This window comes from Anaerolineaceae bacterium oral taxon 439 (assembly GCA_001717545.1).
Taxonomy (GTDB): domain Bacteria; phylum Chloroflexota; class Anaerolineae; order Anaerolineales; family Anaerolineaceae; genus Flexilinea.
Genome location: CP017039.1, coordinates 1922693 through 1943270 on the forward strand (window position 1 = coordinate 1922693; position 20578 = coordinate 1943270).

At 53.4% G+C, this 20578-nt stretch carries 15 protein-coding genes; 5 read left to right on the forward strand and 10 right to left on the reverse strand.

Annotated elements, in window-relative coordinates; all coding sequences use genetic code 11:
- Nucleotide 1: 1 nt before the first annotated feature.
- The 5 genes from BEQ56_08640 to BEQ56_08660 all read right to left on the reverse strand — a co-directional run bounded on the left by BEQ56_08640 (nucleotide 2) and on the right by BEQ56_08660 (nucleotide 6850).
- On the reverse strand, nucleotides 2–1021 hold the full coding sequence (locus BEQ56_08640) for a hypothetical protein (GenBank protein ID AOH43536.1): 1020 nt from the start codon (nucleotides 1019–1021) through the stop codon (nucleotides 2–4).
- A gap of 92 nt (nucleotides 1022–1113) precedes the next feature.
- On the reverse strand, nucleotides 1114–2109 hold the full coding sequence (locus tag BEQ56_08645; GenBank protein ID AOH43537.1) for an ornithine carbamoyltransferase: 996 nt from the start codon (nucleotides 2107–2109) through the stop codon (nucleotides 1114–1116).
- Between the two features lie 353 nt (nucleotides 2110–2462).
- Nucleotides 2463–3776, reverse strand: coding sequence for a histidine--tRNA ligase (locus tag BEQ56_08650; protein ID AOH43538.1), 1314 nt, complete (start codon nucleotides 3774–3776; stop codon nucleotides 2463–2465).
- Between the two features lie 245 nt (nucleotides 3777–4021).
- On the reverse strand, nucleotides 4022–5752 hold the full coding sequence (locus BEQ56_08655; GenBank protein ID AOH43539.1) for a hypothetical protein: 1731 nt from the start codon (nucleotides 5750–5752) through the stop codon (nucleotides 4022–4024).
- A 120-nt stretch (nucleotides 5753–5872) separates the two neighbouring features.
- Nucleotides 5873–6850, reverse strand: coding sequence for a hypothetical protein (locus BEQ56_08660; protein ID AOH43540.1), 978 nt, complete (start codon nucleotides 6848–6850; stop codon nucleotides 5873–5875).
- Between the two features lie 108 nt (nucleotides 6851–6958).
- Between BEQ56_08660 and BEQ56_08665 the strand changes: the two genes are divergently transcribed.
- Nucleotides 6959–8020: a Holliday junction DNA helicase RuvB gene (locus BEQ56_08665; protein AOH44475.1), complete on the forward strand. Its 1062-nt coding sequence runs from the start codon at nucleotides 6959–6961 to the stop codon at nucleotides 8018–8020.
- A 46-nt stretch (nucleotides 8021–8066) separates the two neighbouring features.
- Nucleotides 8067–9101 carry a tRNA preQ1(34) S-adenosylmethionine ribosyltransferase-isomerase QueA gene (locus BEQ56_08670; GenBank protein ID AOH43541.1) on the forward strand — a complete coding sequence of 345 codons (1035 nt, stop codon included), beginning with the start codon at nucleotides 8067–8069 and terminating at the stop codon, nucleotides 9099–9101.
- Nucleotides 9102–9236: 135 nt separating this feature from the next.
- Here BEQ56_08670 and BEQ56_08675 read toward each other — a convergent pair whose 3' ends face one another.
- The 3 genes from BEQ56_08675 to BEQ56_08685 all read right to left on the reverse strand — a co-directional run bounded on the left by BEQ56_08675 (nucleotide 9237) and on the right by BEQ56_08685 (nucleotide 12899).
- Nucleotides 9237–10499: a glutamate-5-semialdehyde dehydrogenase gene (locus BEQ56_08675; protein AOH43542.1), complete on the reverse strand. Its 1263-nt coding sequence runs from the start codon at nucleotides 10497–10499 to the stop codon at nucleotides 9237–9239.
- Nucleotides 10489–11634 (reverse strand): glutamate 5-kinase, encoded by a 1146-nt coding sequence (locus tag BEQ56_08680; GenBank protein ID AOH44476.1) that lies wholly within the window; start codon nucleotides 11632–11634, stop codon nucleotides 10489–10491. Before BEQ56_08680 ends, BEQ56_08675 begins: the two co-directional genes overlap by 11 nt.
- Before the next feature lie 200 nt (nucleotides 11635–11834).
- Nucleotides 11835–12899, reverse strand: a complete 1065-nt coding sequence (locus tag BEQ56_08685; protein ID AOH43543.1) for a hypothetical protein — start codon at nucleotides 12897–12899, stop codon at nucleotides 11835–11837.
- 459 nt (nucleotides 12900–13358) lie between these two features.
- Between BEQ56_08685 and BEQ56_08690 the strand changes: the two genes are divergently transcribed.
- The 3 genes from BEQ56_08690 (at nucleotide 13359) to BEQ56_08700 (ending at nucleotide 18429) form a co-directional block, all read left to right on the forward strand.
- Nucleotides 13359–14378, forward strand: coding sequence for a hypothetical protein (locus tag BEQ56_08690; GenBank protein AOH43544.1), 1020 nt, complete (start codon nucleotides 13359–13361; stop codon nucleotides 14376–14378).
- The gene (locus BEQ56_08695) at nucleotides 14368–16293 is read left to right on the forward strand and encodes a DNA gyrase subunit B (protein ID AOH43545.1); all 1926 of its coding nucleotides are present in this window, start codon (nucleotides 14368–14370) and stop codon (nucleotides 16291–16293) included. Before BEQ56_08690 ends, BEQ56_08695 begins: the two co-directional genes overlap by 11 nt.
- Before the next feature lie 348 nt (nucleotides 16294–16641).
- Nucleotides 16642–18429, forward strand: coding sequence for a threonine--tRNA ligase (locus tag BEQ56_08700; GenBank protein AOH44477.1), 1788 nt, complete (start codon nucleotides 16642–16644; stop codon nucleotides 18427–18429).
- Nucleotides 18430–18533: 104 nt separating this feature from the next.
- On the opposite strand, the gene BEQ56_08705 is transcribed toward BEQ56_08700, so the two are convergent.
- On the reverse strand, nucleotides 18534–19553 hold the full coding sequence (locus BEQ56_08705; protein ID AOH43546.1) for a hypothetical protein: 1020 nt from the start codon (nucleotides 19551–19553) through the stop codon (nucleotides 18534–18536).
- A gap of 20 nt (nucleotides 19554–19573) precedes the next feature.
- Nucleotides 19574–20578, reverse strand: coding sequence for a hypothetical protein (locus tag BEQ56_08710; GenBank protein ID AOH43547.1), 1005 nt, complete (start codon nucleotides 20576–20578; stop codon nucleotides 19574–19576).

The following is a 20578-nucleotide window of genomic DNA, read 5'->3' on the forward strand; positions in this document are numbered from 1 at the left end:
TCTAATTTTTTTGCTTTACTGGGAATACCTGAATCGTCATCATCAAAATGATAATGGCTTGAATAATCAGAACAACAGATGATGGAACATTTGAAAACATCTGTACCATATTTCCGCCTGTTTTCATTGCGCCAAAAAGGAACGATGAGAGAACGATACCAACCGGGCTGTTTTTACCCAGCAGCGCGACCGCAATTCCATCAAAACCATATCCTGCCGAGAAATTCTGAAGCAGCCTTTTTTGAATGCCTAATAGCTCCATACCGCCGACAAGACCGCCTAATGCGCCTGAAATAGCGAAAGCTATCATCCGATTTTGCTTGACATTGATGCCAATACTGTTCGCGACCGTAGGATTCTCGCCTACAATCCGCATTTCAAAGCCCTTTTTACTTTTTTGCCAATAGTAGCCATATATCGCAATGAGCAAAAGAGCAATGATAATTCCAATATTAACCCTTGTTCCAGGGATCAGGATAGGAAAACCAGCGGTCGATAACACTCTTGCTGATTGCGGGAATTCAGGCGCCTCGCGCATAGGCCCCGTCACCAGGTATTCGACAATAAATAACATGATGTAATTCATCATGACGGTCGTTATGACTTCGTTTGCACCGAAGCGATTTTTCAAATAAGCAATAAAGCAGCCCAAAAAAGTACCTGCCAGGATACCGGCAGTAACCGCGATGAATAAATGAAGGACGCCTGGCAAAAAAGTTATATTAACACCAACCCAGGTACTTAATATAGCGCCCGCCAGCATTTGGCCCTCAATCCCAATATTAAGCATCCCGCATCGGTACGCAAACGCATAACTGATACCTGCAATGATCAAGCTCGCTGTTTTGAGAACTGTTTCAGAGAGCGTTTGAGACGTACCTACAGATCCTTCGATCATTAACCGATATACTTCAATCGGGTTATTTCCGCCCCTCCAAATAATGAAGGCGCCGATCAGCATCGCAATCATAATCGCGAGAAAGGGATAAAGAAAGTATTGGCTGAATTTACGTCTGACCATGGATTTTTATGGGGCAGGAGGAGAAAATAATGGTTTGCTGCTCTTCCTGCCCCGTCCTTTCACAAGGCACTTAAAGAATCAGGAAAAATGAATTATCTTCTGTTAATATTTCCCATGGTAAGCGCCATGAGAGCCTTAATCGTATGCAGGCGGTTCTCAGCCTCATCATAAATCACAGATCGCGGACCGTCCAATACTTCGCTGGTGACTTCGATATCGCGATCCGCCGGCATGCAGTGCATATAAATCGCATCCTTCGAGCCGAGATCCATCTTACGCTGATCGACAAACCAATCAGGATGTTCATTGATCATCGCCAACCCTCGCGCTTCGTCATCACCGACCGTCATAATCGGCCCCCAGCCCTTGGCGTAAATAATATCGGCGCCTGTACAGGCTTCTTCCATATCGTGTACCAGTTCAAATTTCGATCCGGCAGCATCGGCATTCGCCCTCGCGATTTCCATAATCTTCGGATCCAGTTCAAAACCTTTCGGATGAGCCAGCGTAACGTCAAGGCCAAAACGAGGCATTAAGGTCACCAACGAGTTTGCCATGGAAAGAGGCCGCATATACTGTCCAGCGCATGTCCACGAAATGACAAACTTCCGACCGCGCAATTCGTCATGAAACTTTTCTTTAATTGTCATAATATCCGCAAGCGCCTGGGTGGGATGCCAGATATCACACTGCATATTCATAACCGGGATCCTGGCATACTTGGCTAAGTCTTCCATCCAGCAATGACCGTCTACAAGCGTATTCCGGACGCCGATACCATGCCCCATGCGTCCTAAAACTTCAATCGTATCTTTAGGGGATTCCCCATGTCCGACCTGCGTAGCTTTCGGGGTCAGATAGTTCGCGTGACCGCCCAGCTGCGTAATTCCGCATTCGAATGCGTTTCGAGTCCGCGTTGATTCTTCAAAAAACAATAAAAAAACGGTTTTGTTTTTTAAAATATCGGTTGGTAAATCAAGCGCATAACGCATTTTAAGTTCTTTTGCTACATACAATAACGTATCTAACTCTTCTCGGGTCCATTCCTGAGTTTTCAGTAAGTGCTTACCAACCATTCCAGTTTGCATTGAAAAAATCTCCTTTAGAAAATTTGACCAAATATGGGTCCAAAAGTATTACTGATTGTATGTGCTCTGTCTATTTCCGTCAAGGAAAAAAATGAAAAAGAAGGGGGAGAAAATGTGTTCGCATCGATTTATACGTTGCGTTTACAACGAGGTTTTCACAAACCTCTTCCAGCTATAATAATGAAGTTCCGCCTTGTATTTTACCTGCCGCTAAATTTTTCAAGCAGATAAATATAAAAAAAAGGTCCAAGTCATCACAGCGGTTAAAAATTATTTAAAAAGCGCTGTGAAAACCTGGATAACGCCCCCCCATGTATGTTTAGGAGGTGGGACGGATTGAATTTCACCTGAGATTAAGAAACGCCGACGCCTGATATCCTGATTTTTACCATCCCCTTCACCTCACCCGCCAGCGCATCGATCGATACAGTCCGCTGCGAACGGGCCGCCAGATTTTTCACCGTCGCCATCCCATTCGCCAGCTCGTCCGGTCCGCAGATAATCACCGCCGTCGCCCCGATCCGATCCGCGTACTTCAGCTGCTTATTCAGTTTCGCCGCCTCGGGATACAGGATCGTCGGAATGCCTGCCCCGCGCAGCCTCATCGCAAGCGCCGCCGACACCCCCAGACTCGCAGCGTCAAAAACGGTCACGACAACCTTCGCCGGCTGCGCGTCAAGCGCGGGGAGAATCCCCAATTTCTCCAGCACAGCCTTGATCATGACGTCCCCCATCGCGAACCCCACGCCCGGGAGCGGATCGCCGCCAACGTCGCCGACGAGATTTTCGTAACGCCCGCCGCCAAGAATGGATCGGCCGCCGTCGACGTCCTTCGCTTCGAAAACCATCCCCGTATAATAAAGCAGCCCGCGGATAATCTTCGCGTCAAATTCAAGATAGGCAGCCAGGCCCATCGCCTCAAGCAGCTCAAAAACCGCGGTTAATTCCTCCGACTCCCGCCAAAGCTCGCCGTCGTTCAGGATCGTTGTCAACCCGGCGACCGTCTCAGCCCCGACCCCCGATTCAGCCGCGAACGACTTCCATTCGCCCTCGCGCATCTTGTCGCGCCGATCGATCAGCCGGTAAATCAGCGCCTTTTCATCTTCCGGGACCCCGATTTCGGTCAGCTTTCGATCCATCAGGCGACGGTCATTCACATGGATCCGTACCTGGGCCTCCGTCAGGCCAAGCCGCTGAAAAAACGTCGCGCAAACGGCAATCAGCTCCGCGTCAGACTGCGCCCCGTTCGCTCCGATCATGTCGATATTCCACTGGAAAAATTCGCGGCTGCGGCCTTTCTGCGGCTGCTCATAGCGCCAGAACGGGCCAAACGACCAGAGCCGCAGCGGAAACGTCAGCGCCTGCCCCTTTTGCGCAACCATGCGCGCGAGCGTCGGCGTCAGCTCCGGGCGCAGGCATATTTCCCCGCCACCGCGATCCGTGAAAACGTAAGATTGCTCCTTGACCAGCTCCTCGCCCGACTTCGCCGCATACAGCTCCAGCTTTTCCAGATAAGGCCCTTCATACGCCTGATATCCGAAAAGCTCCGAAACTGCGCGAATCTGCTCCCCGAGCCAGTGATGAAGGATCATGTCCTCAGGATAAAAATCCCGCGTCCCTTTTACTTTTTGAACGATCTCTTTCATCATCAGCCCCTTTTCATACATAATTTCAGGTTCCGTTCGGGATCCGAACGGCTTTTATTATAGCCTGAATCGATCAGGCTCCCGCCGCTTCCAAAAGTTCGAACGCAATAGAAAAAGAGGGCGCCTGAATCAGTCCAGCCAGAACAACAGCGAACCGGCGCCAGGAAGTCCCCCAAACAGAATAGTACCCGAGTCGGCGCATCTCATTTCTTCTGAAACGCCGCTCTCGAATCACGGCAAGGACATTCAATATTCAAACCGCAATTTCAGACCGCTTTCCGCGGAGCGGTCGATTCCATATCCGCGCCTGCGTTCGACGGATCGGCCGGATTCGCAGGATTCGCCGGATTCCCATACGGCGGAACGACGCCTGACGGGAAGCCCTGCGGCGGGACGGGAGCGCCCGGATAAGGCGCCTGCGCCGGAGCCTGCCCATACTGCGGCGGGACTTGAGGCCAGGGATGAGGCGGATAGTATGCCTGCGATTGCTGAGCATACGGCGAAAATGGCGGAACCGCCTGCTGCTGTGAGAACGGATACCCCGGAGCGCCCTGAGCTGGATACGGCTGTCCTGGAACGGGGCCGGGAGAGGGATAATAAGAGAACCCGGCCGCTCTGGGGTCGACCTGACTCGAAATTCCCGGACTCATGCCGGGCTGAAATGGCGCCTGCGGCTGAGCGAAGTTTGGAGCCGGCGGATACGCTGACGGCTGTCCGGGCTGAACGCTTCGAGAAACCGGGACATCTCCATATCCCGCCGACGGAGCCGGATAAGCCGACTGCCCCTTGGACGGAACGGCGCCCCCCTTCGAAAGCGGCGTCGAAAACGTCGGCGCAGGGCCAAAATCAGGCGCCTGCCCAAAGTCCGGAACTGGTTGAGAATATCCCGCGGCGCCCGGCGCGGCGGGCGCGTTTCTGAAGAAGGGCGCCTGCTGCGGTTCGCGCGGAGGAACCGGAGGGAACTGATACTCGTCTCCCGTCGAAAAACCCTGCTGACTGTAAAGATCGGCGACAGGATCCGTCGGCGTCGGCGCGACCGTTTCGTCCGGGATCGCGCGGTCATTCGCCGCCGGTTCCGGCGAGACTGTACGCGAAACCGGCGCCGAAGACGGCGGAGCGTACCCCGAAATCGGTTCGGTTCGCGGCTGAGACGATTTCTGTTCATTGGCCTTCGCCAAAAGCGCCTCTTCCGCTTCCATATCAGAAAACGGAACGTACGAATCCTCGGGCTCCTCGGGAAGCGGCGGCAAGTCCGGGACCGCTTTCGTCAACTGATCCAAATGTTCCCGAAGCGCGGTTTCCGCGTCGCGGTTAAATTCCTGCGCCCGGACCTGCGAAACGATATCGGGTTCAGGTTCCGGCGCGGCCTCTATCACTTCATCGGTCCGTTCATGCGCTGCCGGGGTTTCGTCCGGCGCGTTTTCCGCTTTCTCGCGGATAATATTTCCGGTCAGGTTCGCCAACTCAAACTCAGGATTCTCAAAAATATTGGGGATAATATCTTCCAGAATCCGCGTTTCCGCTTCCGCGCGGAAATTTTCTTTCAGTCGGATCCGCGCCACCGCGAAAAGGGCCCGAAGCAGGCTGCGCTTGACTTCCAGCGGCGCGTAGGAACATAAATCAAATACGTCGCCGCTCGCTTCTGGATCGGTCAACTTCAGGATCACCGATTTCGCCAGCGTCCCCGCTTCCCTCTTCGTCATCGTCAGCCAGGACCGGGTCGCAATCACCTCAAAGAATACCGGTAAAATCTCTTCTTCGCGGATCGTCGCGCTCTTGGCGTTATACACGATAATAATCATTCCGATAATGCCCAGCGAAATCGCTTTCCGATCCAATCCGTTCTCGTTTTCAATATCAAACGAAAAGCCTTCCGGCGATATCGGATAAATCGGCGCTTTCCCTTTCCAGCTCCAGGCGTCGGCAGAAAAATCAACCAGCTCGCTGCTGCCTGCCTGATTTATGGGTCTTTTTGGGTTCGGATTATTTCTCGCCATGTTCCCTCCGTCTCTTTCGCAAAACCGAAAAACCTGATTTCAGTTTCCAAAAATCAAGTTTATTTTATCAAACTTTCCCGGTCCGCGCGACCGCGCTTCGCATCACGACGCGGACACCGCCTATTCCCGGAGCGCCTCGACCTGAATTCGAATTTTCCCCGCGATCGATTCGCCCGGATCAAGAATGATCAGGTGCGCCGCGTCCTGGTGCCCGTCCTGATATAAACGAACCGCGTCGGTCGCGTTCGTCTGATTTTCGAGGCAGAAAAAACCCTGCGCCGCGGGCGTATACGTAACCGCGTGAGTAAAAATATCGGAAGCGAAGATCGATACCTTCCGCTTAATCGACTCATAATAAATTTCCATCGGCTTCAGCGGCTCCATCCCCCACCATAAATCGTCTAAATCCAGCTTATCCAGCGGCGTCAGCCCGCGTAAATCCGCCGGTCCTTCCTCCATTGAGACGATCTTCCCCGTCGGAATAAGCCGATTCGCCGGCATATACCCCTTCGCGGGAACCCGAATCAGGATATCCTTCTTCATCCCCAGCGCATTGAAATACGGATGAATCCCGAAACCGAACGGGAGCCGCTTCGTCGAGTCGAGATTCATGATTTTCGCCTGGATCGTCAGGCTCCCGCTCTCCAGCGTCGTCGTCAGTTCGAGCCGGTTCGCGATCGGAAAAACCGCGTACAGCGGATGCCCCGGATCGATCGTCAGCGACGTCTTGATCGATATGGATTCATCCGTCAGGACCGGCGTCTCGAACGTAAACGGCGCGGCCGAGATCAGGCCGTGCAGCGTGCGCCCGTTATCCGTATCCGGAAGCCGGTACGTCTCGCCGTTGAATTCGACCTTACAGCCGTCAATCCGATTCGGGAACGGATACATCATCGGAATCCCAAAGAACTTCATCCCGGCGACGTCGCTGAATCCTTGATGAAGATATTCAATCCCGTCAACAATAAAGGAACAGATATCAGAACCATACTCGGGAACCAGCCGGACCTCGGCGCTGCGAAATCGGTCCAGCTCCGACCAAAGACAAATCATCGGTAAATTCAAAACAGGATGGCGCGCTACGTTATATCCGAACATAATTACAATCTCCTTTACCTCAGCATAGCGGACCGGCCGCATCAGCGCCTCGAACGGAATTTCGATCAGGTTTCATGCCTTCCGCTCCGCGCTGGTATAATTATACTTATGCATATGGAAAAAGAGCGACTGATCAATCCGGGCACGATTTCAACCGATGAGCGCGCCGATTTTGCGTTACGGCCCAAATACCTGAACGATATTATCGGCCAGGACCTGATCCGCGAAAACCTTTCGATCCTTCTGACCGCCGCCCGGCAACGAAACGAGCCGCTCGATCATCTCCTTTTTTACGGTCCGCCCGGGCTGGGGAAGACCACACTGGCGCATTGCATGGCCAATGAGACCGGCGTCAGTATCAAAATCACCTCCGGCCCAACGATCGAACGATCGGGCGATCTGGCGGCGATTCTTTCCAACCTCCAGGAAGGCGATATCCTTTTCATCGATGAAATTCATCGGCTGAACCGCTCTGTCGAAGAAATCCTTTATCCGGCGATGGAAGATTCCGCGCTGGATATCATGGTCGGGAAAGGCCCGTCGGCTCGTTCGATTCGCCTGAAGCTTCCGCGCTTTACCGTAATCGGGGCAACGACCCGCCTTTCCATGGTCAGTTCGCCGCTGCGCGGACGCTTCGGCGCGATATACCGGCTGAATTATTACGAAATCGGCGCAATGGAACGAATTATCGCCAACGCGGTCGGAAAACTCGGCGTCGATTGTGAAGCGGACGGATTAACCGAAATTGCCCGCCGCTCTCGCGGAACGCCGCGAATCGGGCTGCGGCTGCTGCGCCGTGTCCGCGACTTCGCGCAGGTCCGCACCGGCGGCGTGATCACCGGCGCGTCTGCCCGCGACGCCTTAGAGCTATTGGGAATCGATCCGTATGGCCTGGACGAAATGGATCGCAGGCTGCTGCTGACGATTATCGAAAAATTCAACGGCGGGCCGGTCGGGCTGAATACGATCGCCGCTTCGCTAAGCGAGGAAACCGACACGATCATGGAAGTCGTCGAACCCTTTCTCCTCCAGCTCGGTTTTATCAACCGCACGCCGCAAGGGCGCAGCGCCACCCGCAGCGCCTATGAACACCTGGATATCCCGTGGAATAAAGACGAACCAGCCCGATCATCCGTCGACGATTCGCCTGATCAGGAACCGCTCTTCTGAAATCCGCCGGAGCAATCTGATCTCCCTTATAAGGAGCCGAACCGAATTGAAAACCGCTGACTTTAATTACCCGCTGCCGCCGGAACGCATCGCGCAGACGCCGATCGAACCGCGCGACAGCTCCCGCCTTTTCGTTTATAACCGGAAAACTGACCGCGTCGAGCATCGCCATTTTCGCGACATCGGCGATTACCTGAATCCCGGCGACCTTCTCGTCCGAAACCAGACGAAAGTCCTTCCGGCGCGAATTTACGGAAAAAAAGAATCCGGTGGAAAAGTTGAGCTTCTCCTGCTGCGGAAACGGACCGACTCCGAATGGGAATGCCTGATCGGGGGAAAAAAGATCCGCGAAGGCGCGAAAATCGTTCTCTCCGACAATCTTTTCGCACTCGTCCTGACCAACGCGGACAGTCCGCGCCGGGTCGTGCGTTTCGAAGGGGACCTGAACGCGTACCTTTCCGCCAATGGACAGATGCCTCTGCCGCCCTATATTCACGAGAAGCTCTCCGACCAGACGCGATACCAGACGGTATACGCCAACCCGGCGTTCACCGGTTCAGCCGCCGCGCCGACCGCCGGCCTCCATTTCACCAACGAACTCATCGCCTCGCTCGAAAAGAGCGGCGTTGAATTCGCCGACGTCACGCTTCACGTCGGACTCGACACGTTCCAGCCCGTTTCGGAAGACGACCCCGCCGCCCACACGATCCATAAAGAATGGTGCGAAGTCGATCCGGCCTCCGCCGCGCGGATCAACCGGACAAAAGCTTCGGGCCGCCGCGTGATCGCCGTCGGGACGACGAGCGCGCGAACGCTCGAAACCGCCGCGCAGGCCGCGATCGAGCAGGGATTGAACGAACCGGTCGCGCCGATTCGCGGCGATACCGGAATCTTCATCCTGCCCGGCTTCGCGTTCCGTGCCGTCGACGCGCTGATCACCAATTTCCACCTGCCAAAGTCAACGCTGATCATGATGATCAGCGCGTTCATCGGCAGGGGAAAAACGATCGAGCTCTACGAGCTGGCGATTCGCGAAGAATACCGGTTTTTCTCGTTCGGCGACGCCATGCTGATCCTCTGACCACGCGCCAGGCAGTCGCCGGCACGCCCAATTTACCGAAAACGACAGGGTACCGGAAGATCATCTGACGATCGCTGCGCCTTGAACCGGTTTTTCTCTCCCACGTTCGGCGCTCTGTTTTTCCAATCGACAGCCTTACAGTCTGACCTGATAATCACCCTGAATGACCCATTTATACGTCGTCAGCTCGCGCATCGCCATCGGGCCACGCGCATGCAGCGGCTGGGTCGATATCGCGATTTCCGCCCCTAACCCCAGCTGCGATCCGTCTGTAAAGCGCGTGCTCGCGTTAACGTAGACACACGCAGAATTAACCCGATTCGTAAAAACGCGGGCATTCTCCAGCTCCCCGGTTAAGATCCCGTCGGAATGACCGGTGCTATGCACTTGGATATGCGAAATCGCGCTGTCCAGGTCGTCGACTACGCGAACGCTCAGGACCAACGACAGCCATTCCGTATCATAATCATCCGGCCCTGCGGGCTGAATCCGAGCGGGATTGATCCCGGCGTCAAGAAGAATCTGACGCGCTTTATTGTCTACGCGAAATTCCACGCCCCGGCCTGTCAAATCACGGCAGACTTCTGGTAAGAACTCGCTTGCGATCGCGCGGTGAACCAGCAGCGTTTCCAACGCATTGCAAACAGTCGGCCGCTGAACCTTCGCGTTGCGAACAACCGCGGCCGCTTTCGGCAAATCCGCGCTCGCGTCGACAAATAAATGACAGACGCCGATCCCTCCAGTGATCACCGGAATCCGACTGTTCTCCCGGCAGAACCGATGCAACCCGCTTCCGCCTCGTGGGATCACGATATCGACGAACGCGTCCTGATGAAGAAGCTCCAACATCAGCGCGCGATCAGGCGAATCAATGAACTGAACGCTGTCTTCCGTCAATCCTGTCTCGCGAAGCGCCCGATGAATCAGCTCGATGAGAATCCGATTGGTCCGGATCGTTTCCTTCCCGCCGCGCAGGATCACCGCGTTCCCTGCCTTGATCATCAGGCTCGCCGCGTCGACCGTCACGTTCGGACGCGATTCATACAGCACCGCCGCCACGCCGATCGGGACCCGCCGCTTCTCGATTCGCAGCCCGTTCGGATGAACGCGTTTTTCGAAAACCTCGCCGACCGGATCCGGAAGCGAAACGACCGCGCGAACGTCCGCCGCGATCGACCGGATCCGATCCTCGTTCAGCGTCAGCCGATCGACCATTGCCTCCGTCAGCGCCAGCTTCCCGTCGGCAGCGTCAGCCGCGTTGACCGCGACGATATCCGCGCAGTTTTCCTCCAATAGCGCCGCCAGCCGCGCCAGGCAGGCGTTCTTCGCATCCGTTGACGCGCCCGCCAGAGCGGCCGACGCCAGGCGCGCCCGCTCGCCAATCCGACTAATTTCCATTTTCACACTCCCTGCTTCGAGAATCGATCATGAAATCACGATGAATCATCTCATCCGCAAACGAATACCCCAATATTTCTTCAATCTCATCGGCATGGCGGCCGACAAGCCTCGCCACGTCCTGCGCCCCGTAGTTCGTCGTTCCAACCGCCAGCTCGGCTCCTGCGTCATCCAGAATTCGGATCGTATCGCCACGATCGAACTCGCCCACAACCGCTCGAACGCCGGCGGGAAGCAAGCTCTTCCCCTGCGCCAACGCCTCCGCCGCGCCACGATCCACGATAACGGCCGCCCCGTCCGCGCGATACCCGGACAGGAGATAACGCTTCCGGCTCTCGCGCACCGAACGGGTCGGTATAAACGTCGTTCCGAAGTCCTCGCCGTCCGCAACTTTCAACAGGCAGTCCGGAACTGCCCCATTGACGATCCTGACCGTCGTTCCCATCCGGCGGGCAATATCCGCGGCGCGCACCTTCGTCAGCATTCCGCCGGTCCCCAGCCCGGAGCGGCTCCCGCCGGCGGCCGCCCAAATCCGATCCGGAATCTCCGCCTCGACGACCCGCCGAACCAGTGACGCGGCCGGGTTCTTTCCCGGATCGTCGTCAAAAAGGCCGTCCTGATCGGTCATCAGGACTAATATTTCAGCGCCGACGAGTCCCGCGATATGCGCCGACAGCGTATCATTATCGCCCAGGCGAATTTCGTCCGTCGCGATTGCGTCATTCTCGTTCACAATCGGAATCACTCCGTTCTCCAGCAGCAAGCCCATCGTCCCGCGCGCGTTCAGGTATCCGGTCCGATGGATCAGGTCGCTGCGCGTCAGCAGAACCTGCGCCGTAAGCTCGCCGTAAATCGAAAACAGCTCATGGTAAATCGCCATCAGCCGCGGCTGCCCAATCGCGGACAGCATCTGCTTCGCCGGAACATGCTTTGGGAAAACCGAACCCTGGAGCGCCTCCCGCCCTGCCGCAACCGCGCCGGAACTGACAAGGATCACTTCGAAACCGCGTTTTCGCAGCGTACTGAGCTGTCGGACTAAATCGACCAAATTGGGCCGATTAATTTCCTTCGTGCCGCCGGTAACCGTCGACGTCCCGATTTTAAGAACGATTCTGCGCCTCGTCATAGATTTCATAAACTCCCTGCTCCGCTGAAACTCTTTTTTATAGAAAATCCTGCGCATGATTATATCAATCATCCCCGCTCCGCGCGCAGAACCGAACGATTCATGCGCAGGGTTCATTCCGCCGAATACATCTTCTGAATAAAAATAAACAGCAGCCTACGGGTAAAGGCTGCTGCTTTTTCCGGAGATTGATGTTTTCAGAAAATCGTTTATCCGGCTTTGGTATTTAAGGTGCGAGCTAAGATATCCGCCTGTTCCGACGAAATGCCGCTCTTTTTCCGATCCGTTTTGTTTCGGGACTTCGCTTTTTCCATTGCCTCGCGCAGCGCAATTTCCATCGCGGTCTGCTCGATTTCACCCTCAGCCGTCGACGAGAACATCAGGTCGATCCCCTCGCTGTTGAGTTCGGCCCGTTTCCTCGACGTGCGTTTCGGTTTTCGCGTCCGGTCGCCCTGATACGCGTTATCGCCGGCGAAATTAGCCGCTTTGAGCTGCTGCGCCCGCGCGGAAAGCGGACGGGGAACAACGGTTCCGCCGACTTCCGACAGGTCGATATCGCCAAGCTTTTCAGCATTGCGGCCATAGGAAACGTGCTCGCTTGCTTCCGGAGCCGGCAAGAGCGCCTTCATGCTTAGCTTAATCTGTTTCTTACGGCGATTGACTTCGAGGACCTGAGCTTCGATTTCCTGCCCGATTGAAAGAACGTCGGACGGCTGCTTGACATAGTTATGCGCCAGCTCGCTGATATGGACCAAGCCGGGTCGTTCTGCGCCGATTTCAACGAAAACGCCGAACGGCTCCATTCGGACGACCGAACCCTTGACGACCATGTCCTTCTTAATCTCACGCCATTCAAGATCGAACGGCTTGATCATCGTCAATTCAACGCGATTATCCTTGACGCGGCGAACCCATACCGTAATCTCCTGCCCCACTGTCAACAGGTCGGACAGATTCTTCGGCGCGTTGTCGCCCTCAGGTCGCGGGATCTGCGTAATATGAATCACAGAGGGGATATCCAGCCCGATATCGACGAGCGCCGCCGCCAGGCTCATCTTAACAACCTTGCCGGTAAACTGCGTCTTGACCTTCGGGCCGCCGTCTTCTTCTTCGTTTCCGTTTCCCTCGCCGGGCGTGCCGCTAACGGCGTCCCCGACCGGTTCCGCGGGCGCAGCGGCCTCATCAACAGCTTCCACGACAGGCTCGACGGTCGCAGAAGCGTCCTGAACAGCTTCGACGACCGCCTCCTTCACATCTTCCGATTTCGTTTCCAATTCCTGATTTACTTCTTGTTCCATTTTTTATACCAATCTCCAATTTGTTTTTGTCACATAAAAAATTATACCTTACCCGTTGGCTCGCGCCAACGATTCAGGTATAAATGTGATACTCTGTAAAGCATAATTACGTTCTCCATGGTAACAAGAAAGATTTTACCATAAAAACCACAAAAAATTGCAACTGATGACGCTATTTACGGCGTTGTGTGAGTAAATGCGAATGAGAATCAAAGGTTCGGGAAGCTTGATACTTAGAATATATTCGTTAGCGCCATTCTTGCACGTTGGATACCAAAGTCGGGAACCATACGCGATTCCCACTCTTCTGCGTTTCCTGATCCCGGAGCGACGGAAAAGGAACCGAATAGATTTTCTAAGCCCTCCGGAAAAACATCCTGATACGCCGCCGGCAGCGCGGACCGTTCCTGCCGGGCATGATATAATTAACAAGATATGGACGAAAAAAGAAACGTAAGCACGACGGGGAAATCGTTGTTTGAAGCGTTAATGGACGACCTTCACGCCGGTTTTCTCTTTATTTCGACGCAACCGTTTTACCTGATTCTTCCGGTCATAATTGACCTGATCGTCTGGTTCGGGCCGCGCCTCCGGGTTCAGAACGCGCTCGGCGCTCCGCTCGAACTCTACTTCAGACGCGTCCTGTTTCAACTCCCGGCTTCGTTTCGCTTTCAATATGCCGCCGCGATCCGGACGGTTTTGGACGGGTTGGATTCGTCGAACCTGATCGGCGCGCTTTCGTTTTTCCCCGGAAGCGTCCCGTTTCATTTCGCCGGTTTCCTCCCGGGCTCGTCTCCAATCGGCAGCGCAGCCTCAGTCGAGGTCCCCGGAATCGGCGCACTCGTCGGAATCTTCGCCGCGTTAGCGGTCCTCGGATTTCTCCTCGGGATCGCCTTTTACGCCATGATCACAAATCGGATTTTATTCCCATCCGAACGGCTGACATTTCGGGCCTTCTGGACGATAGCAGCACGATTCACGCTCATAATTCTGGTCGGGATCCTTGCCTTGGCGGTCTTCGCTTTCCCGCTGAGCTTCGCCCTGGTTTTACTATTTCCACTGGGCGAGATTGCGCTCGCGATTTTCATTCTCGCGGCTGCGCTCGGTTTAATCCTGATCATCTTCCCGTTTCTTTTCGTTCCCGCGGGAATCCTCGCGGGGCTGTCAATCCGCGAGGCAATCCTCGCGAGCCGGAATCTGGCCGCGAACGACGTTATCGGGAACGTCAACTTCTTCGTCGTCAGCTTCGTTATCTCGCTCGGACTGAGGAACATCTGGCAAATTCCGGCCGCCGACTCCTGGATGACGCTCGTCAGTATCCTTGGCTCCGCTTTTATCACCGTCTCGCTTTTCGCCGCATACCTGGTTCGCTTCCGAACCCAGCTGCATAACACGCGCAAAGTTTCACAGTTCTTAGCCAGATTTACGACAGAGGAAGATACGAATGGAAAATAATCAAACGAATACGAATTACGACGCAGCGCAGATTCAGGTTCTTGAAGGATTGACCGCGGTTCGGAAACGACCCGGGATGTACGTCGGCGGGACCGATACGAAAGCGCTTCATCATCTCGTTTTCGAAGTCGTCGACAACGCAATCGACGAAGCGTTAGCGGGATTCTGTGACGAGATTACCGTCACCCTCCATCCGGACGCCAGTATTACGATTTCAGATAACGGCCGCGGGATTCCGATCGACATTCATCCGACCAAAGGGATTTCCGCGCTGGAAGTCGTGCTAACGACGCTTCATGCCGGCGGTAAATTCGGCGGCGGGTCCTATAAAGTTTCCGGCGGTCTTCATGGCGTCGGGTCCTCCGCCGTTAACGCGCTCTCTGAATGGATGGAAGCGCGGGTTTACCGCGGCGGGAAAATCTATTATCAGCGCTACGCGCAGGGCGTTCCGCAAGAACGCGTCAAAGTGATCGGCGACTGCCCTGAGGAAAAGACCGGAACCGAAATTACGTTCCGTTTCGATCCGACGATCTTTGCCGATGACGCCGGGTACAAATACGAAATCCTTTTCAGTCGCTTCCGCGAAATGGCGTTCGTCACCAAGCAGACGAAAATCCGCCTCGTCGACGAAGCAAGCGGACGGAACGATACCTTCTATTTCCAGGGCGGGATCTCCTCCTTCGTTCACTATCTCAATCGGAACGTCGACACGCTGCATCCGGTCGTCGCGGCCGACAAGACGATCAACGGGATCGGAATCGAAGTCGCGTTCCAATATCGCGAAGACTATACCGAAACGATTTTCACCTTCGCGAATACGATTAATACTCATGACGGCGGGACACACCTCACCGGCCTCCGGACCGGGATCACCCGCGTCATCAACGACTACGCTCGCTCCGCGAATCTTCTCAAGGACGGAGACAGCAATTTCACCGGCGAGGACACGCGCGAAGGGCTGACCGCGGTGATTAACGTCAAACATCCCGATCCGCAGTTCGAAAGCCAAACCAAGGTTAAGCTGATGAATACTGAAGTCGCTACCTACGCGCAGCAAGTCATCGTCGAAGTATTCAAGGATTACCTTGAGCATAATCCATCCGTCGGAAAGGCCATCGTCGCCAAATGCCAGGTGAGCACGCGGGCGCGCGAGGCGGCCAAGAAAGCGCGCGAAACGATTATCAAGAAATCCGTCTTAGAGTCGCTGACGCTGCCGGGAAAATTAGCCGACTGTTCGAGCCGCGACGCGAGCAAAACTGAACTCTTTATCGTCGAAGGCGATTCCGCCGGCGGCTCCGCGAAACAGGGCCGCGACCGCAGCTTCCAGGCAATTCTCCCGCTGCGTGGGAAAATCCTCAATATCGAACGGTCGACGCTCGACAAGATTTTAGGCAACAACGAAATCAAATCGCTTATCTCGGCGATCGGGACCGGAATTAATGAAAACTTCAATCTCGGCGGCCTTCGGTACGGAAAAATTATTATTATGACCGATGCGGACGTTGACGGGAGCCATATCCGAACGCTGCTGCTGACGTTCTTCTTCCGCTTCATGCCGGAGATTATTGACGAGGGCCACCTGTTCATCGCGCAGCCGCCGCTCTTCCGGATCAGCCTGAACAAAAACGCGATCCATTACGCCTACTCCGACGCGCAGCGCGACCAGATTCTCGCTGATATGGGGAAATCGGCCGCTAACGCGACGATTACGCGCTATAAAGGGTTGGGCGAAATGAACGCCTCTCTGCTTTGGGAGACAACGATGGATCCGGCGATCCGGACGTTATTCCGCGTCAAGGTCGAGGATTCGGTCAATGCCTCGAAAACCTTTGACATGCTAATGGGCGCCGAAGTTCCCCCGCGAACCCGCTTTATCCAGACCCACGCGCACGAGGTCCGAAACCTCGATATCTGACCGCGCAGGGTGTCATATCCTTCCGGAAAACGGAAGAAACGTCTGTATAATTCAGGGAAACGCAGATAAGAACGCAACGAACGGGACAACGCGTTCCCACAGCCGCACAGAGAGATCCTGCGTAGCGCTGAAACAGGATCCGGTATGAAGAACGAAAACCACCCGCGAGCAGACGTCGAACCAGAAGACGCCCGAGTCGCTCCCGATAAAGAGCTAACGAGCGGGCCGCCGATCGCGCGGCGGTCAAGCTGGGTGGAACCACGAGAATCAAGCTCGTCCCGGTATTCGGGACGAGCTTTTTTTAATCAGTCGCCGCGCGGCAGCCGCGCGGGGATCAATGGAGGAAATATGGCGCTGAAAGTAAAAGAGAATTACGCGGAATCGGAAATCTATAAAATCCGGCATTCCACCGCGCACGTCATGGCTGAAGCCGTGCTGCGCAAGTTTCCCAAAGCCAAAATCGCGATCGGGCCGCCGATCGCCGAAGGCTTCTATTATGATTTCGACCTTCCGCGGACGCTGACCCCCGAAGATCTTGAAGAGATCGAATCTGACATGAAGAAAATCATCGCGGAAAAACATCCGTTCCTCCGCGAAGAACGCAGCGCGGAAGAAGCCAAGCGCATATTCGCCGATCAGCCGTATAAAATCGAGCTGATCGAAGGACTCGAAAAGGGCGGCGTCGACGAATACGGCGAGCCGAGCGACGAAAAACCGATCATCTCAACGTATCAGGTCGATCAGTTCGTCGACCTCTGCCGCGGCCCGCATGTCGCCAATACAAGCGATATCAATCCAAAAGCGATAAAACTACTGAACGTCTCCGGCGCTTACTGGCGCGGCGATGAAAAACGCCCGATGCTCCAGCGAATCTACGGGACAGCCTGGAAAACCAGGGAAGAGCTCGACGATTACCTGAACCGGAGAGAAGAAGCTAAACGCCGCGACCACCGCAAGCTCGGGAAAGAGCTCGACCTGTTCAGCATTAACGAGGAAATCGGCGCAGGGCTCATCCTCTGGCATCCCAAAGGCGCAAAAATCCGCAAGCTCATCGAAAATTTCTGGTCCGAGGAACACGAAAAATCCGGTTACGATTTCGTCGTCACGCCGCATATCGGCAAGGCACACCTCTGGGAGACATCGGGACATCTCGGTTTCTATAATGAAAACATGTACTCCCCTATCGATATCGACGGAACGCAATATTATATCAAACCGATGAACTGCCCGTTCCATACATATATCTACAAAACCGCGCTCAGATCCTACCGCGATCTTCCGATCCGCTACGCTGAGGAAGGGACCGTCTACCGCTATGAGCGCTCCGGCGTGCTGCACGGCCTGACGCGGGTCCGTGGATTCACGCAGGACGACGCGCACCATTTCTGCCGCCCGGACCAGATGCCCGACGAGATCGATTTCGTGATCGACTTCTCGATCCGGATTTTACGTGCGTTCGGATTCAACGAATTCAAAGCTTTCTTATCAACGAAGCCAAAGAAATCGGTCGGCGACCCGGAACGCTGGAAAGCCGCGGAAGAGGCGCTCCGCGAATCGCTCGAGCGCCATCATCTCGACTACGAAATCGACGAGGGCGGCGGCGCGTTTTACGGGCCGAAAATCGACTTCAAGATCAGCGACGCGATCGGACGCGAATGGCAGCTGACGACGATACAGTTCGATTTCAACCTCCCGGAACGCTTTGATATCACGTATGTCGCCGAAGACGGTCAGCCGACCCGACCATACATGATCCATCGCGCGCTTCTCGGCTCGCTCGAACGCTTCTTCGGCATCCTGATCGAGCATTACGCCGGCGCGTTCCCCGCCTGGCTTGCGCCGGTTCAGGCAGAAATCATCCCGATCGCCGATCGTCATATTGAAGCCGGAAATAAAATTGCCGCCGAATTGCGCGAGGCCGGGCTGCGGGTGCATGTCGACGCTCGCTCGGACCGCATGAACGCGAAGATCCGCGACGCTCAGCGCCAGAAAATTCCCTACATGCTCGTTCTCGGCGATAAGGAAATCGAAAGCCATTCGGTTGCGCTCCGCAAGCGCAGCGGTGAAAACCTCGGCGCGATCCCTCTCGATCAGTTCATCGCTTTAGCGAAAAAAGAAATCGCCGAAAAAATCTGATTTAACGAGAAAAGAGTCCGGTAGTGCCGGATTCTTTTCTTTCCTATACCGCAGGGACAGAGCCTACCTCGAATCGCGGGCTTATTGCCAGGCAAATATATTTCTCATTTTTGCTTTGAGCTAAGCCTTTTCTTATGCTCAAGGCTCAGATGATTATATACAATTGCTAAAATCAAAACAGCCCCCCATATTATCGAACGATAAAAATTACTTATTTCCGGGAACATATTGAATCCGGAAGAGAGCACTTGCAGAATTAATATTGCCACAACAATGCCGCCTACTTTGCCAAATCCACCTTTTGGGTTTGTGCCGCCCAACACAGCAATAATAATCGCTTGCATCACATACGATGAACCATAATCCGCTCTCGCCGAATTTGCTCTGCTGATTAACAAAATTCCAGCCATTGCAGATAACATTCCACTGCCAACATATGTCTTATAAATAATATCTACGTTATTGATTCCAGAAAATTTAGAAGCTATTGGATTCGAACCAAACATTTTTATCCGAACACCCAAGGGAGTTTTTTCCAGAATCAAGGATAATAATCCGGCGCAGATAACAAAAACTACCACAGTCGTCGGCAAAAATCCCATAAGGACTTTATTTCCGAAAACAGATACTATTTCAGGAATATTTTTAACTACAGAGCCTTTTGTCAGAATTAGTGATAATCCCATTATCAGATCAGCCCCGCCAAGCGTTGCCAACATTGCAGGAACACCAAGCCTCGATATGAAGAAACCAATGAATCCCCCACAAAGTCCACCGATCAATATCGCTATGATCAAGCTTATGATAAAATAACTCACCGTAACAAAATTAACGCCTACCGCAGGACAAATCCATATCAGAAATTTCACAGACAGGATTCCAGCAAAATTAGCAGTTGCTACAACGCTTAAATCAATTCCTCCACTAATCATCGTGAGCATCATCGCAAGAGCAAGCAATCCGTATTCAGGAAAAAGAAACATCATCGAAACGATGTACTTTTTCTTCAGAAAAATTGCCGGTTCCAATACAGACATAGTAACAAAGGAAATTACGAAAATAATCAGTAAGCGAAACAGGTTCGAATCACCAATCTTTTTGTTTATAGCCAGATTCTGGTTCATTCTAAAAATCCTTCCGCAATCTATAGAGTTGAAACGGCGTTTAATTTACTTTTTCTTTTCAGAGCTTGATAGGATGACATGCTGATTCCCAGGAAAATAAAAATACCTGTAAAAAACTTAGAACTGTATGTCGGGATTCCCAACAATATCAAATTATTGTTCACCAGCATAAGGAGAATGACGCCTAATACAGCCCCTGATACCGATCCTACGCCTCCAGAAAGGCGGGTGCCCCCTAATACTGCAGCAGCAATGCAAAGCATTTCATATCCTTCTAAGGTCGTAGGCTGACAGGACCCAGTAAGAATAGTACGAGTTAATCCTCCGATACCGGAAAGAATGCCCATAAAGGCAAATACAAAATATTGGACGAATGTTGTATTTATGCCTATTCTTTGTGCTGAGACTTGATCACCGCCAAAAGCAAAAATACTGCGTCCCAATACTGTATAATTCATAAACAAACATACAAACAAGACAACAAACACCATTAATAAAAACAGAGTAGGCAGAGGGCTCGTTAACCCCGTTTTTTCGTTGATGCCAACATATAAATAAGATTTTCCAAGTTCTTCCAATGGTTCCGCCATGACAGCGATAACTCTGCATCGCAAGACCCCCTGCAATATTCCCATAAATATACTAGAAGTGGCCAGCGTGATGATCAAGGTAGGAAGTTTTAACCATGCAGCTAATATTCCATTCAGCGACCCTAAAAGAAATCCGATAATAGCCGCGAATAAAAATAAGAAAATGACCGGACCTGTATATTGGTGTTTCGTTGCTAAATTAGTAACAACATACATAGAAAGCATTGCAATCGCGGGAAAAGACACATCTATACTTGAGGCGACCAGCTGAATCATCACACCTACTGTTAATATACACGGTATGATGCAGGATCTTGCTAAATCTACCAAATTATTTGATGTAAAGAATTGGCCGCTTTTCAGCTGAATAAGTACAACCAAACCAATAATCATCAACGCAACATAAAACTCGTTTTTTCGCAATATATTTTTCAT